Genomic DNA, 15,297 nt, shown 5'->3' with positions numbered 1-15,297 from the left:
AAATTATGAAGAAAATATTTGGAATATTAATAGTATCATTGGCACTTTTTGTTTCGTGTACAAATGATTTGTTAGAGCCTTTCACGCCCGGTTCTCTTACCGAAGAAATCGCTGTAACTAAGAGTAGTGATTTAGTTAATTTGGTAAATTCATCAATGAATTTAATGACTAATAGAGCAGAATATGTTTTTAGTTCTATTTTTACTGATGAAGCTGCGCCCGGATTTAATAATGGTGGTCAGGGAATTACTGAAGATTATGTTTTTTTAATGAATGTTGATAATGAATCTGCTCGATTAATTTGGCAATCTCAATACTTCGGTTTAGCAAGAGTTAATCGTGTTCTTACTTTTGCTGATAAAGTGGTTGCTACTAGTCCTGCTGATCAGCAGCTTATTAATAGGTCTAAAGCGGAAGCTTTAGTGTTAAGAGCATTAGCACACATTAAGATATTATCTTATTTTTCTCCAAACCCTAAGGATGATGCTGCGTTAGCTGGAGTTTTAGCGGACAGAATTATACTTACTACGGATAAGCCAGAAAGAACTACCAATGCTAAGTTCTATGCTTTAATTCATGCTGATTTAGATGCTGCAATTGCTATTTTTAATGTTAATACAGCTACAGCGTATGCTAACAAAACGTATTATCCTTCTAAAGTTTTAGCTCAAGCGCTTAAAGCTCGTGCTTTTGCACTTAAAGGAGATTATCCTAATGCAGAAATTTTTGCAAGTACTGTGATTAATACATCAGGAATTACATTAGCTAATACGCAGAATCAATATAATAATGTTTTCCATACGCACAATGAGACTGCAAATACAGAAGTTATTTTCAGATTCAGAAGGACCGTTCAGCAAAATGTTCAAACTACCAACCTAAATAATGGTTGGGTATCTGTTGCTAATAGAAGAAATGGTTCTCCATTTTATGAAGTGAGTAGAGCTTTATATAACAAACTTACTGCAGTTCCAAATGATTTTAGACTTAACACTATCGTTCATTTAACAGGTACTAGTCCATCTTTAATTGATCCTAACTACGCTACTGCAACGGATGTTAGAAACAGTGATATTATTGTTTTACAAAAACACGGTGGTCAATCTGCAGTTACGGCAGCAAATGGTTTCAATCCAGATTTCATGGTGTCTAGACTGTCAGAAATGTACTTCATTAGAGCAGAGGCGAGAGTTGCTGCTGGTGATTTAGTTGGTGTTGGTACGAATTTGAAAGCAATATTAGATGCTCGTTTCCCAACGGCTCAAGCTGCTCCTGTATTTGCAAATCCGCAAGCTGCATGGAAAGGTATCTTGGACGAAAGAAGAAAGGAATTATCTTTTGAAGGTTTTAGATTTATTGATTTAAAGCGTATTGGTACTCTTGCAGGTGCTGGTTTAGATAGAGATGCAGCTGAGTACGCATCAAGTGCTTGGAATTTTCCAGCGGGTAATCCATCTAACTTGCCTTTAAGTAGTTTTAAATTTGCTTTGCCAATCCCACAAGCTGAGGTAAATGGTAATTCTGATATACAGCAAAACGACGGTTACTAATCATAGAATGTCTTAATAGACAGTACTGATTTTTTAATCAGAATATTTTATCAAAGTTGCAAGATTTATTTTTTGCAACTTTTTTTTATGGTTATATGTATATGATATAATTGGTGTTTTTCATTCAATGTATATACGATGTTAATAGTTCCTGTAAAATCAATAAATCATTACTCCAACTAATCCATTATTTTGAATGAGAGCAATTAAATTAATACCAAACGAAAATGTAATATATACCAATTTTGATAATTGTTTTTTATTTTATTTTACATTTGGGCTATACTATTAAAGTAATTATGGCAGATGCGAATATTTTGGTAATTAAAGAAACCGAAAAAGAAATAATAAAACGGCTCAAACAATCTATTCCATTTATTGGGCAACGTTTGAGAGTTCTTCTGATTTTGTAGCAAAACGAAAAAGCAGGGATTTCTAAACGTGAGGTCGCTAAATTAGCGGGGGTTCACCCTAATAGCGTTCAGAATTGGAGAACATTGTACCTTAATGTTGGAATTGAGGGTTTGATGAAGCATTAAAAAACAGGTTTTAAGCCATCGGCTTTTAATGCTATTGAACGCAATATGTTTGAAGCAAAACTCAACGACTCTAAAAATGGACTTCAAGGCTATGTTGAGCTTAAAGATTGATTGAAAAGGAATCAGAAAAGACTTTCAATTACAACACCTTGCTTTATTACTGCATCAGAAATTTTAAATCAAGTGTAAAAGTAGCCCGTAAAAGTCATGTCAAAAAAGACGAAGATTAGGGAATCTCTTTTAAAAAGACTTCGGGCGAATCTGTCAAGAAATAGCACTAAATTCGGTTGGTGACTTTAACTCTGTAAACTTATATTTTCAAGATGAACTGCGAAGCAATCACGAAAACCAAAGTTTAAATAAAGAATGAGTAATCACGTTTTGGTTTGTTTACTCGAAATGGAAAATCAGTTACTGCTATTAGTGTTAAACCGATTTGTACTTTTCAACAAGTTTTTAAATCAACTTGGCTTTCTGGAGCTTTTTCACCCATAACTGGGGATCATTTTCAATTAATACTCCCGCATTGCAATGCTGATAATTTTCAAGTTTTTCTAAATAATTTCTCAAAAGAAAATCCGAGAGAACTCAAAATAATGGTACTGGATAATGGAAGGTTTCATAAGGCTAAAAGATTAATCATTCCTGAAAATATTGTTTTGGCTTTTCTGCCACCATATTCTCCAGAACTTAATCCCGCTGAAAAAATGTGGGCAAAATACAAACGTGAGTTTTCTAATAAATTTTATAATTCATTGGAAGATGTAGAAGATTTTATTACTAATATCGTAAAAAATACAACTAAAAATGAAGTAATGAGTATCTGTGGATATAGCTATGTGTTTTTGAATGCAAACCCTACTATTCAACAAAATGCAGGATATTAATTAAATTAGTATTCCCTATAGAAACCGGCTTTATGCCGGTTTTTTTATGTCTTTTGGTTTTCTTGACGTTTGATTTTCATCTCTTTTTATAGGATGATTTAGTTGCGATTTCTGTAATATCAAGAAAAACCAGTGTACATTAGGTGCTATTATTAAACCCCGTACAATTATCCCACACAAAAGCATTCCTTTGGGAACTTCAAAGAAATACAAACGATCAGGCATCTGGTACAAATGACAATAAAGGATTCTTTTTTTTCAAAAAGAAGTATTGATAAATATATTTGAATGAATATTGTGTCAAATGAACAGATGATTTCACTAACTCTATTTTCTGTTAGTAGCCAAAATAGTGACGTCAAAGGCGCATTGAGCTTAAACTATTCTTTTAAGGTACTTTTGTTTTCATATTTATTTCAGTGACGAATTACATGTTTTTTTAAAATTTTAAAAAACCATTAAATTGGTAGTTAAAAAATTTTAATATTTGTTTAGAATAATTCAGGTATAGTAAATTAAGATGTTACAATAGTGTAGGAATTCTTTTTTTATTTTGGATGGCCAGTCGCACTAAAATAATTCCGCTGGTTACCATTAAGGGTAAAACTATTACTAAATGTGCTTTGTTGATTATCAAAAAGAAATAGAGTACAACCGAGAGCAGATTAAATAAAACCAAATTATAGATCCCTTTTTGGCTCTTTTTCCAATAAAAATACAATAACCCTATTAAGGTTGGGTTAAACAACAAAATATTGTAGTTGTAACCCAGCTCAAGATGATCTGAATAAAACCCAATAAACGTAAAGAATAGTCCTATTGTTGCCATTAGAATAAGGTACAACAAATTGATACCCTTTTTGTTTATAAAAATGATTAGAGCAAGCAGTAAAAAATAGGTATACGGATTGTTCCACCAAGAGAAGGGAACTTCATTTTTGAATTCGATTATGGTTTTGTTTTCCGGTGCCAGCGGTCGGTTTTGAAAAAAAACTTTTTTTAGGCTTTTTTGCAATTCAAAGGGAAGAAATAATTGCGTGCCTAATTGATCTACTTTTTTTCCAAAAATGATACTTGTTCCTAGTTTCTCATAAAAATGACCGTCAAAATACGGACACAAAATAGTTCTGTAGGTGAGGTCAGTATCAGCATTTTTTACAATAGCGGTTGTGTCTAGTGTTTTGTTGATAATGGCAACAACCATCGAGGTGCAGTTTTTATCGATAAACTTATAGGTGTAATAACTTTCTCCTGATGCTAAGGATGTATTGAGGTTGTCAAACAGTTTTTGTTTTAAATGTTTAGGAATATTCAGCTCCTGCTCATAAACAGATCTTCTTTCGTACTGATATTGATTGATGAAATCTGGATAGGAATTTGCTACAGCAAAATACTGTAGGTCTCCTTTTATAAATTTCATCACGAAATTAGGGGTGTTAAAATCAAAAGCTCCATAATTATATACCACATCAATTGCATTTATTGTATCCTGAACGCGAATTGCCGTGTGGCCAAAAAGAGAATACGATTCATTGCCTGTTCCACAGGTTAGTACACTGATCTTCGTGTTTTTTGATAATTGGATGTTTTGTCCAAAACTACACGGTGCCGTTAAAAATAAAAACAGGAAGAAAATTATTTTTTTGAAAGAAGAGGTTTGCATTCGTTAGCTTTTAAAGGGTAATAGGGCGCTTATGTATTTAAAAAATAAATTTGCGTCCGCACTGATTGTATTTGTTTTCCAAAGATACTCAAAGAAACAAAAATGAAGCAGAAAGTTTGGTGGTTAAAATCAGAATTCATGTTTTGTAACGTATCGTGAACTTTTAAAAAATGGAATCAGAATCCACAGCATTATTTGATTATAAAGGTTCTGTTAAATTAATTTCGGAACATTCCCAAATCTACTTTCACCGAAAAAATATTTGAGTATAAAGCGGTACTTTGATTGCCTAAATCGGTCAATGCATAGTCAATCTGAATGCCTTTGTATTTAAATCCCAAGCCAATATTAGGTTGGAAACCTACTCTTTCCGTCTGATCTAATTGCTGTACATTCTGAAAATTACCCACTCCGGCACGAACGAAGACCAAATCAGTGTAGCCAAATTCCAGTCCTAAAGCGGGATCAATACTTATAAAATTAGTTGCAATTAAATCATTGGTTCTGGCAAAGCGCATATTCACATTGGCTGCAGCCTGAATGCTGTAATCATACCGAATGATGAACCTTTTAGCAATACCCAATTGTGCTTTTGGGGCAGTAATTTCAGTGCTTTCCGGTAATTCTTGATTTTCTTCAGGAATGGCACCAGCAATTTTTTTATATTCGTCTTCGTCAATATTCCACACGTTATACGTCGTTGTAATGTCGCGGAGCATTAGCCCAAATTGCCAGTTGTTTTTTTCGAATTGGATTCCGGCATCAAAACCAAATCCCCAAGAATTAGCAAATTTCCCGATGATTCGGCGAATCACTTTAGCGCTTATACCATATTGAAATCCGGGAACGGGTAGTTTTCTGGCATAGGAAAAGGTAAATCCATAATCAGCCGTAGAGAAAAGACTGATTCGGTTGTAGTCAATATTACCCTGACTATCGATTAATTCAGTGGTGTTTAATATATCATCAACTCCAAAACGTATTAATGAAATGCCCCAAGCACTGTGATCATCAATTGGGCTGGCGTAGGCCAAGTAATCGTATTGGGCAATATTTGCAAAATAATTAGCATGCATTACTGAAACCTGATGGTCTTCCAGTTGAATCAGGCCAGCGGGATTCCAATATCCTGAATTGACATCTCTGGTTGAAGCCACGACAGTATTTGACATGCCCAATGCAGCCGCATCAACCCCGATATTCATGAATTCATTGGAGTATTTTCTAACCGCTTGGCCATACGTGAGGGTGCTTGCCAAGAGGATTGCTACTAAAAAGCTTTTTTTTAAGGGCATCATTTTTACGAACTAAAAGTCTGTTTAATTTTTATCAAAAATATAATTTTTTACTGAGGATATTTCATTTTGCTGTTGAATTTAGTATTGCGGATCAATTTAGTGTGGATTAGTCCTGAATTTATTGGATCTTCTAGTTCCTTGAGCTGAAAAATTTATGGGTAACAATGGTCGTAAAGAATTAAACTAACACGCGGATAGTACTTGAAAAGTTTGTTTTTATTCATTTTTTTAGAATCATAGTAAATTACAAAAGGAAGAATACCTTTTTTACAGCTGTAGTTTGAATTATTTGTACATAATTTAGAAATGGCTCTTTCAGAGTTTTGAGTCCTTAAAAAGCTACTTGGCTGTAGCGGTTTAAATCTCTATTACAAAACGTACTTTTCATTCACTTATTATGTTAAATTTGCCATCTTTGTGTACTTAAACTTTATTATGATGACTATTAAAAAGCATATCCCGAATTTAATTACGTTACTGAATCTTTTTTGTGGGTGCATTGCGCTGGTATTTGCTTTTAATAAAGATTTTGAAATGGCCTTTTATTTTGTTTGTCTGGGTATATTTTTGGACTTTTTTGATGGTTTTTTTGCCCGATTATTCAGGGTGTCAAGTCCGCTTGGCTTGCAGTTGGATTCTTTGGCAGATATGGTGACCAGCGGAGTTGTCCCGGGTTTAGTGATGTTTCAAATGATGATTAGTCATGCAACAACTGCACCAGCAGGTTATTTGCAGTTTTTCCCTTATTTGGGTTTTGTAATTGCGTTGGGCTCTTGTTATCGTTTGGCTAATTTTAATATCGATACCCGTCAAACAGATTCTTTTATTGGTTTGCCAACGCCTGCCAATGCACTGTTTATTCTGAGTCTGCCGTTGGTTTTGAAATATACCGATTCTATATTTATTGTTGAACTATTGACCAACCCATGGTTTTTATTAGTGCTAACCGTATTGAGCGCCTTTATGCTAAATGCGGAAATTCCGTTATTTTCTCTGAAAATCAAGAAGTTCAGTTTCAAAGAAAACACCCTTCAAATTGTCTTTTTGATCTGTGCTTTTCTATTGTTGGTTTTCTTTCGCTATTTAGGAATTCCATTACTGATACTGTTTTATGTTTTACTGTCGGTTTTGAATAATAAAGTAGTCAAAAAGTAATTTTTGAATGAGAAAACAAACCGTACGAAGAAAAACTACCCTTGTCCGTAAACATAAGAAGAAAGCAACTGTTTTCTCCGGAAAGTTTTTACGCTATTCTATTGGTACTCTTTTAGTAGCACTGATGGCTGCTGTTGGATATCATTATAGAGATGGTTTAGCGTACTATTTTAGTTTTAAATCGGATAAAATTCTACAAGAAGAAACCGAAGCCAAGCGCATTTCTGATGTTCGAAATTTTCAGGTTTTAGAAAAGCACGAAGGAAAAAGTATCGGTTTAGATGTTTCAGAATACCAAGGTAAAATCAGATGGACTTATGTGGATACTTTAGAAAATAAATATCCACTACATTTTGTGTTTATTCGCGCTACGGTTGGGAAAGACCGGAAAGACCGAAATTTTGAGCGGAACTGGCTGGGTGCCAAAGAAAATAAAATGATTAGAGGCGCCTATCATTATTATCGTCCTAACGAAAATTCAATTGAACAAGCCCAACTTTTTATCAAAACCGTCACCCTTCAAAAGGGAGATTTACCGCCTGTTTTGGATATTGAAAAATTACCTAAAAACCAGTCGATTGAAAATCTTAAATTAGGCTTGAAAAGGTGGTTAAATACTGTAGAATCCCATTACGGAGTAAAGCCTATTATCTATACCGGCGAGCGCTATTACGATGATTTTTTGAAAGAGGAATTCGGCGATTATCTTTTTTGGATAGCCAATTATAATTTTTACAGGGAGGAAATAGCCAAAGACTGGTTGTTTTGGCAATTTACGGAGAAAGCTTCTGTTCCAGGAATAAATGGCAATGTAGATGTCAATATTTACAATGGAGATTTGGAGCAGTTGCGGTATATTACTTTAGAGTAGATTTTTAGTTGCGGTTTTCGGTCTCAGTTTTCAGATTAAGAAATGGTAGTATCTTAATGCTTTAGGTGACTTCTAGTAATGTATTGATTTCAATTTTTAACTTTGGAAGATGATTGGTAAGTATTGCCCAAATAGTCTCATCCGATATGTTATCGTAGGCATGAATTACTTGGTTTCTTAATCCAACAATTGCAGTAGCATCGGTAATTTTTAATGTATTAGAATGATCACTTTTTAATATTCTATTTATGGCTTCTCCAATGATTTCAAGATTCCGTTCAACGGCTCTTTTTCTCATTAAATTTTTTCTGTATTCAAAAAAATCCATCTTTTCATCAATAAAATAACTGTTTATCTCATCAATGGATACTTTAACATCATAAAGCCACTTAAGGATTTTTTTATCCATAAATTAATTGTTTGTTTTCTTCAATAGAACTAATTAAGTAGGGGTTTTTTAAAGTTTGTTCTTCTACTAAATCAATTTCTCTTTGCAGTAAATGTTTAAGTTTAGTTTTAAGATCAATGTAGTTTAAGAAGTATAATTTAAGGTCAAAAGATTTAAATTTCACTAAGAAATCAATGTCACTTTCTTCATTAAATTTGGTTGTAGTAGCAGAACCAAAAAGATATAATTTTTCAACATTATGTGTTTTACATAATCTTTTTATCATTTCTTTATTTTGGTTTATTAAAATCATATAACAAAGATATAAGTTTTTTGCATTGTAAGTATATGAAAAATGATGATTTTATCTTAGTTTCCATTTTCCATTTTTTAACTGAATATTAAAAAAAGGCGATTTTTCTAAAACTCCAACTTTCTTTTTCGAAGCTCGAAATTTTGCCCCAGATACACGCGACGTACCATTTCATCCTCAACTAATTCTTCTGGAATTCCGGCTTTAAGGATGCCACCTTCAAACATCAGGTAGGTTTTATCAGTGATGGCTAAGGTCTCCTGAACGTTGTGATCTGTAATAAGAATTCCGATATTTTTATTTTTTAATTGCGCTACAATTCGCTGAATGTCTTCAACGGCAACAGGATCGACACCGGCAAATGGTTCATCTAATAAAATGAATTTTGGATCTGTAGCCAGACAACGGGCTATTTCAGTTCTGCGGCGTTCACCGCCGGAAAGTAAATCCCCACGATTGGTTCTAATGTGTTCTAAACTAAACTCATCAATTAAACTTTCCATTTTTGCTTCTTGTTCCGCTTTGGATAATTTTGTCAATTGCAAAACACTTAATATATTGTCTTCGATGCTTAATTTTCTAAAAACGGAAGCTTCTTGAGCTAAATAACCAATTCCCTGCTGTGCTCTTTTATACATCGGGTAATCTGTGATGTTCAAATCATCTAGGAATATATTTCCGGAATTGGGTTTTACTAATCCCACAATCATGTAAAATGAAGTTGTCTTTCCGGCACCGTTAGGCCCCAAGAGTCCAACGATTTCGCCTTGATTTACCTCTACCGAAATGCCTTTGACAACACTGCGTCCTTTGTAGGTTTTGATTAGATTTTCGGCTCGTAATTTCATTTTTTTTGGTTTAATCGTTTAACGCATCAATCGTTTAATTGTTTAATCGTCAAATAAACGAATAAACAATTAAACGATAGAACTTCTTAACAAATTATTTTGTTGCGGTTTCCTCCAGTGCTTCCCAGAACTCATAGGCTCTGCGCAAATGAGGCACAACAATAGTTCCGCCAACAAGTGTAGCAATTCCCATCGCCTCCATCATTTCTTCTTTGGTGACACCTTCTTTGAAGCTCGTCTCCAAATGGTATTTTACGCAATCATCGCAGCGTAAAACGGCTGAAGCAACAAGGCCTAAAAGCTCTTTTGTTTTTACATCCAAAGCGCCTGGAGCATACGCATTGGTATCCAAATTAAAAATTCGCTTTACAATTTTATTATTGTCTGCCAATAATTTTTCGTTCATTTTCGAACGGTACTCGTTGAATTCATTTATGATATCAGCCATTTACTTTTTTTTGATTTTTTACAACTATTTTCGATATTAAGATACTTGCTTCATAGATTAACAACATCGGGATGGTTACAATTATTTGACTCACCACATCCGGAGGCGTTACAATTGCCGCTACTATAAGGATGATGACTACGGCATATTTCCAGTATTTCCTCAAAAATTCAGGGGTTACCAAGCCTAATTTAGTCAGGAAATAGATAATTATTGGTAATTCAAAAAACAATCCGCAAGCGATAACACTGGTTTTTACCATCCCAATGTAGGAATCAACGCTAAACTGATTTTTTACTACATCACTTATGGTAAATGTAGCAAAAAAGTTCATCGACATGGGGACAATTACGAAATAACCAAAAAGGACACCCATGAAAAAGAGCAAGGAGGAGGTGATCACAAAAAGCTTTGCGTGTTTTTTTTCGGTTTCATACAATGCTGGGCTTATAAATTTCCAGATTTCCCATAATACAAAAGGAAATCCCAATATAAAACCGGCGGTGATACAGGTCCAGATCAATACATTGATCTGTCCTTCCATATTGGTGTTTTGAATGATAAAAGCCATTTCGGTTACGCAAATACTATCAGCAAAACCCAAATAATGTGATAAATCACAAAAAGCACGGTAGGTAATAAAATTTGGATTGGTTGGTCCAAAGATGATAACGTCAAAAATATAGTCACTGATAAAAAATGTAACAGTGGCCAGGATTAATATAGCCACAGTACTTCGAACTAATAACCATCTTAATTCTTCAAGATGATCTAAAAAGGACATTTCGTTTAAGTTTTTCTTTGCCATTATAGTATTCCTTCTTTTAAAATGTCGTGTATATGTAAGACTCCTTTGTATTCGCCATGATCAACCACTACTAATTGGGTGATAGAAAAATCTTCCATTATGTTGAATGCCTCAACTACCATAGCTTCCGAAGAAGTCATTTTTGGGTTTTTTGTCATAATATCTTTTGCGGTTAAATCAGTGAAATTATCTCGTTCATTGAGCATTCTTCTTATATCTCCGTCCGTAATGATTCCGATTACCTTATGCTGATCTACAACTGCAGTGACGCCAAGACGCTTTTCTGAAATTTCGAAAATAACTTTCTTGATTGAAGCATCCGGAGTAACCATCGGTTTGAGACTGTGCTCTAACATATCTTTCACTTTGAGCAATAATTTTTTTCCTAATGCGCCCCCAGGATGGTAGACTGCAAAATCTTCCGGTTTGAAATCGCGCATTTCCATCAGGCAAACCGCAAGTGCATCTCCCATGACAAGTTGTGCGGTAGTGCTGTTTGTAGGCGCAAGATTGTTTGGACAGGCTTCGGAGGTGACGGTAGTATTCAATACAAAATCAGATCCTTTGGCAAGAAAAGAGGACGTATTTCCAGTAATGGCAATCAAGGTATTGCCAAAACGCTTCAATAACGGAACCAGTACTTTTATCTCCGGACTGTTGCCGCTTTTCGAAATACAAATAATCACATCGTCATTTTGTATCATTCCTAAATCACCATGAATGGCTTCGGAGGCATGAAGAAACAACGACGGAGTTCCGGTAGAGTTAAAAGTAGCCACCATTTTTTGGGCAATAATAGCGCTTTTTCCTATCCCTGTTACTACTAGTCTTCCGGCAGTATTATAGATGCTTTGTGTGGCACTAATAAAGTTTTCATCCAGAAAATCAGCGAGTTTTGCAATGGATTGGCTTTCCGATAAAATAGTTTTTTTGGCACTGGCCAATATATTTTCTGTAGTTATCAAAACTGAATAATTAAAATTTGTGTGTGTAAAAGAAATTTGTACCTTTAGATGATGCAAATTTATACAAAATACCACATAATAAAGAATGAATTCAAACGAAATTGAAATACACAAAGAATTAAAGAAATATTTTGGCTTCAGCCAATTTAAGGGATTGCAAGAACAAGTCATAAAAAGTCTGTTGAATAAGCAGAACACTTTTGTGATAATGCCAACTGGTGGGGGAAAATCACTTTGCTACCAGCTGCCAGCTTTAATTCAGGAAGGAACTGCAATAGTAGTATCGCCTTTAATCGCCTTGATGAAAAATCAAGTTGATGCCATTCGAAGTTTATCCTCGGAAAACGGGATTGCCCATGTTTTAAATTCCTCCCTGACCAAAACTGAAATTGTGCAAGTAAAAAAGGATATTACCTCTGGATTGACTAAGCTTTTGTACGTTGCGCCAGAATCGTTGACAAAGGAAGAATATGTCAATTTTCTAAAAACCGTACCCATTTCTTTCGTAGCCATAGATGAGGCTCATTGTATCTCAGAGTGGGGACATGATTTTAGACCAGAATACCGGAACCTGAAACACATCATAAAACAACTGGGTGATTTATCTATTATAGGACTAACGGCTACTGCCACTCCTAAAGTACAGGAAGACATTCTCAAAAACTTGGATATGTGTGATGCTACCACTTTTAAAGCATCCTTCAATAGACCCAATTTGTATTATGAAGTACGTACTAAAACAAAAAATATTGAATCGGATATTATTCGGTTCATCAAACAGCATAAAGGCAAATCGGGTATTATTTATTGCCTGAGCCGTAAAAAAGTCGAGGCTATTGCCGAGGTGTTGCAAGTCAACGGGATAAGTGCCGTGCCATATCATGCGGGATTAGATGCTAAAACCCGTGCCAAACATCAGGACATGTTCCTTATGGAGGATGTAGATGTCGTAGTGGCCACCATCGCTTTTGGGATGGGAATAGACAAGCCGGATGTGCGTTTTGTAATTCACCATGATATTCCTAAATCATTAGAAAGCTACTATCAGGAAACAGGACGTGCCGGTCGAGATGGTGGTGAAGGCCATTGCTTGGCGTATTACTCTTATAAAGACGTCGAGAAATTAGAAAAATTCATGTCCGGGAAACCCGTTGCAGAACAGGAAATTGGATTTGCTTTATTACAGGAGGTTGTGGCTTACGCCGAAACTTCGATGTCCAGAAGAAAGTTTCTGTTGCATTACTTTGGAGAAGAATTTGACGATGTCACGGGCGAAGGAGCAGATATGGATGACAACGTTAGAAATCCAAAAACAAAAACAGAAGCTAAAGCGGAAGTAGTACAACTGCTGGAAGTGGTGCGTGATACCAAACATTTATACAAATCAAAAGAAGTTGTTTTTACCTTGATTGGTCGTGTCAATGCAGTGATCAAGGCGCATAGAACGGATGCGCAGTCTTTTTTTGGATGCGGTTCAAAACACGATGAAAAATATTGGATGGCCTTGCTGCGACAGGTTTTGGTAGCTGGCTATTTATCAAAAGATATAGAAACCTATGGCATTGTCAAAATTACCGGCAAAGGACTGGATTTTATAAAAAAACCAAAATCCTTTATGATGTCGGAAGATCATCAATACAATGAGTCAGTCGATGAGGCTATTGTAACCGCATCAAAATCTACCGGAGTTGCAGATGAAGTTCTGATGGGTATGTTGCGGGATTTACGTAAAAAAGTAGCCAAAAAAGTTGGCGTTCCACCATTTGTGGTTTTTCAGGATCCATCACTAGAAGATATGGCTTTGAAATATCCGGTTTCTCAAGAAGAATTGATTAATATTCATGGGGTTGGAGAAGGGAAAGCCAAAAAATATGGAAAGGAATTTCTGGAATTAATCAGCCGCTATGTTGTAGAAAATGACATTACGCGTCCGGAAGATCTTGTCGTAAAATCGACAGGAGTCAATTCAGTAAATAAACTCTATATCATTCAGAATATTGACAGAAAATTATCGCTCGATGATATTGCTTCCGCAAAAGGGATTAAGATGGATGTTTTAATAAAAGAGATGGAACAAATTGTGTATTCCGGTACCAAGCTGAACATAAAATATTGGATTGACGACATGCTTGACGATGAACAACAAGAAGAAATTCACGAGTATTTCATGGAATCCGAATCGGATAATATTGAAGCAGCGCTCAAGGAATTTGACGGTGAATATGATCTTTGTGAATTGCGTCTGATGCGAATAAAATTCATTAGCGAAGTGGCGAATTAAAATAATTTTATGAAGTTTTTAAAAGTGTTTTTTGCTTTTTTAGTATCAGTCAGCTCATTTGCAACCGGTCAGGTTCCGGATTATTTAATTATCGAAAAAGATACTTTAGCCATACAATCAAATCCTTTAGAAGGGTATTTTAAAGATCATCCAATTCCAGAAAAATTAATAACTAACCTTTCCAGTGCCAATTGGAGAGGTTATGTTGCTTATTTTAAATTTATAGATGGAAAATTTGTTGTTGAAAACATTTATAAAGAAGATTATAAAGAAAATAGCAACGGTAAGACTGATTATTTTCTGACCTCTATTTATAAAGATGTTTTTGGGACAAATGTTACTTTTGAATGCAATTATTATTCGGGTTTATTAATATGTCCTTCAGGAAAAATAGTGCAATATGTCCATATGGGGTATAGTTCTCTTTTTGAAAACTACAATCTTATAGAAATAAAAAACGGAATCAATCTCAAATCCAAAAAATTGACTGCGGGAGAGTTTTATCAATTTAGAAGAGATTATTTTAAATACTTTAAACATACCGAAGAATATAAAATAAAGGCTAACGATTTTAAAGAAATATCGATGCAGTCCAATCTTTCTAGCGGGTCTTTTTTTATAGAGAATCCAGGTTTAGGAAGAAAAAACGAATCACTTAAGAAAAAAGAAGCCGAGTTTAAAGCGGATAAGCAAGTTGATGCTTTTCTGTTTGCTTTTTTAAATGATTATATGAAAACAATAGAAATTCCAACAAATTAATAGTTATGAAAAAAAGATACCCATTTTTTAAAATAGTTGCTTTGGCAGTATTTTCAGTTTTAATTTTGAGTTTTACAATCGATAAAAAAGAGCAAGACGAGAAGCTGGTTGGTATTTGGAAAGGTTTTGAAAAAGATGGGCAAATAGAAGGAATTGAAAAACATTGGATTCAACAAAGATTTACTGACGGCACTTATGTAATAATGTTTACATCAAAGGAAGACTGTGAAGTCGAGACTTTTACCGAAAAAGGGAAATGGTGGACCGAAGAGGGTAAATTTTACGAGTCTTCAGAAAGTACTAACGATATAGATGTTTATAATTATGAAGTCAAAAATGATGAAGTCGTTGAATTTAAAAGTATACGGCTGTCTGGGAAAAACAATGATACCTATATATTTAGTGATTACAAACTTGATTTAAAGTGATGTAAGGTTCTATGATTAGGTGGAAAAACCGGTCAAATTGACCACCCAATTCCAGTGCAAATTGACCACCAGTTCCGGAGTAAACTGACCACCCTA

16 protein-coding genes are annotated in these 15,297 nt (G+C 34.7%); 8 read left to right on the top strand and 8 right to left on the bottom strand.

Features of this window, described 5'->3' with window-relative positions; translation table 11 throughout:
- Nucleotides 1-5 precede the first annotated feature (5 nt).
- From EKM01_RS10450 to EKM01_RS10440, 3 genes are all read left to right on the top strand, one after another.
- Nucleotides 6-1,550, top strand: a complete 1,545-nt coding sequence (locus tag EKM01_RS10450) for a RagB/SusD family nutrient uptake outer membrane protein (protein ID WP_126768250.1) — start codon at nucleotides 6-8, stop codon at nucleotides 1,548-1,550.
- 431 nt (nucleotides 1,551-1,981) lie between these two features.
- On the top strand, nucleotides 1,982-2,089 hold the full coding sequence (locus tag EKM01_RS15000) for a helix-turn-helix domain-containing protein (RefSeq protein ID WP_126768379.1): 108 nt from the start codon (nucleotides 1,982-1,984) through the stop codon (nucleotides 2,087-2,089).
- Between the two features lie 386 nt (nucleotides 2,090-2,475).
- Entirely contained in the window at nucleotides 2,476-2,976 is a 501-nt protein-coding gene (locus EKM01_RS10440; RefSeq protein WP_126768247.1) for a transposase, read from the top strand.
- A gap of 523 nt (nucleotides 2,977-3,499) precedes the next feature.
- Here the strand turns inward: EKM01_RS10440 and EKM01_RS10435 are convergent.
- Together EKM01_RS10435 and EKM01_RS10430 are read right to left on the bottom strand one after the other, a co-directional pair.
- Entirely contained in the window at nucleotides 3,500-4,639 is a 1,140-nt protein-coding gene (locus EKM01_RS10435; protein ID WP_126768244.1) for a DUF4105 domain-containing protein, read from the bottom strand.
- A 218-nt stretch (nucleotides 4,640-4,857) separates the two neighbouring features.
- Nucleotides 4,858-5,844 (bottom strand): PorV/PorQ family protein, encoded by a 987-nt coding sequence (locus EKM01_RS10430; RefSeq protein ID WP_126768376.1) that lies wholly within the window; start codon nucleotides 5,842-5,844, stop codon nucleotides 4,858-4,860.
- A gap of 531 nt (nucleotides 5,845-6,375) precedes the next feature.
- Between EKM01_RS10430 and EKM01_RS10425 the strand changes: the two genes are divergently transcribed.
- Both EKM01_RS10425 and EKM01_RS10420 read left to right on the top strand, forming a co-directional pair.
- Complete coding sequence (locus tag EKM01_RS10425; RefSeq protein ID WP_126555203.1) at nucleotides 6,376-7,092, top strand: phosphatidylcholine/phosphatidylserine synthase; 717 nt, start codon at nucleotides 6,376-6,378, stop codon at nucleotides 7,090-7,092.
- 7 nt (nucleotides 7,093-7,099) lie between these two features.
- Nucleotides 7,100-7,963, top strand: a complete 864-nt coding sequence (locus EKM01_RS10420) for a glycoside hydrolase family 25 protein (RefSeq protein ID WP_126768241.1) — start codon at nucleotides 7,100-7,102, stop codon at nucleotides 7,961-7,963.
- A 61-nt stretch (nucleotides 7,964-8,024) separates the two neighbouring features.
- Here the strand turns inward: EKM01_RS10420 and EKM01_RS10415 are convergent, their stop codons facing one another.
- The 6 genes from EKM01_RS10415 to EKM01_RS10390 form a co-directional block, all read right to left on the bottom strand.
- Nucleotides 8,025-8,372, bottom strand: a complete 348-nt coding sequence (locus tag EKM01_RS10415; protein WP_126768238.1) for a DUF86 domain-containing protein — start codon at nucleotides 8,370-8,372, stop codon at nucleotides 8,025-8,027.
- A complete protein-coding gene (locus EKM01_RS10410; protein WP_126453455.1) occupies nucleotides 8,365-8,664 on the bottom strand; it encodes a nucleotidyltransferase family protein in 300 nt (99 codons plus the stop codon). The genes EKM01_RS10415 and EKM01_RS10410 overlap by 8 nt, the downstream gene beginning before the upstream one ends.
- Before the next feature lie 107 nt (nucleotides 8,665-8,771).
- The gene (lptB, locus tag EKM01_RS10405; protein ID WP_126453458.1) at nucleotides 8,772-9,512 is read right to left on the bottom strand and encodes an LPS export ABC transporter ATP-binding protein; all 741 of its coding nucleotides are present in this window, start codon (nucleotides 9,510-9,512) and stop codon (nucleotides 8,772-8,774) included.
- Nucleotides 9,513-9,606: 94 nt separating this feature from the next.
- Nucleotides 9,607-9,960 (bottom strand): carboxymuconolactone decarboxylase family protein, encoded by a 354-nt coding sequence (locus EKM01_RS10400; protein WP_126453460.1) that lies wholly within the window; start codon nucleotides 9,958-9,960, stop codon nucleotides 9,607-9,609.
- Entirely contained in the window at nucleotides 9,953-10,768 is an 816-nt protein-coding gene (tatC, locus tag EKM01_RS10395; RefSeq protein ID WP_126453463.1) for a twin-arginine translocase subunit TatC, read from the bottom strand. The genes EKM01_RS10400 and tatC overlap by 8 nt, the downstream gene beginning before the upstream one ends.
- Nucleotides 10,768-11,733 carry an SIS domain-containing protein gene (locus EKM01_RS10390; protein ID WP_199740693.1) on the bottom strand — a complete coding sequence of 322 codons (966 nt, stop codon included), beginning with the start codon at nucleotides 11,731-11,733 and terminating at the stop codon, nucleotides 10,768-10,770. Before EKM01_RS10390 ends, tatC begins: the two co-directional genes overlap by 1 nt.
- Nucleotides 11,734-11,818: 85 nt before the next feature.
- Here EKM01_RS10390 and EKM01_RS10385 point away from each other — a divergent pair, with 85 nt between their 5' ends.
- From EKM01_RS10385 to EKM01_RS10375, 3 genes are read left to right on the top strand one after another with little or no spacing between them, the layout of a single operon-like run.
- Nucleotides 11,819-14,014: an ATP-dependent DNA helicase RecQ gene (locus EKM01_RS10385; protein WP_126768235.1), complete on the top strand. Its 2,196-nt coding sequence runs from the start codon at nucleotides 11,819-11,821 to the stop codon at nucleotides 14,012-14,014.
- A gap of 9 nt (nucleotides 14,015-14,023) precedes the next feature.
- Nucleotides 14,024-14,773, top strand: a complete 750-nt coding sequence (locus EKM01_RS10380) for a hypothetical protein (protein WP_126768232.1) — start codon at nucleotides 14,024-14,026, stop codon at nucleotides 14,771-14,773.
- Between the two features lie 5 nt (nucleotides 14,774-14,778).
- On the top strand, nucleotides 14,779-15,201 hold the full coding sequence (locus tag EKM01_RS10375; protein WP_126768229.1) for a hypothetical protein: 423 nt from the start codon (nucleotides 14,779-14,781) through the stop codon (nucleotides 15,199-15,201).
- The last annotated feature ends 96 nt before the right edge of the window (nucleotides 15,202-15,297 follow it).

Source organism: Flavobacterium sp. RSP46, assembly GCF_003984825.1.
Classification (GTDB): domain Bacteria; phylum Bacteroidota; class Bacteroidia; order Flavobacteriales; family Flavobacteriaceae; genus Flavobacterium.
The sequence above is the reverse complement of the archived record's forward strand: the minus strand, read 5'-3'. Positions and strand labels throughout refer to the sequence as shown.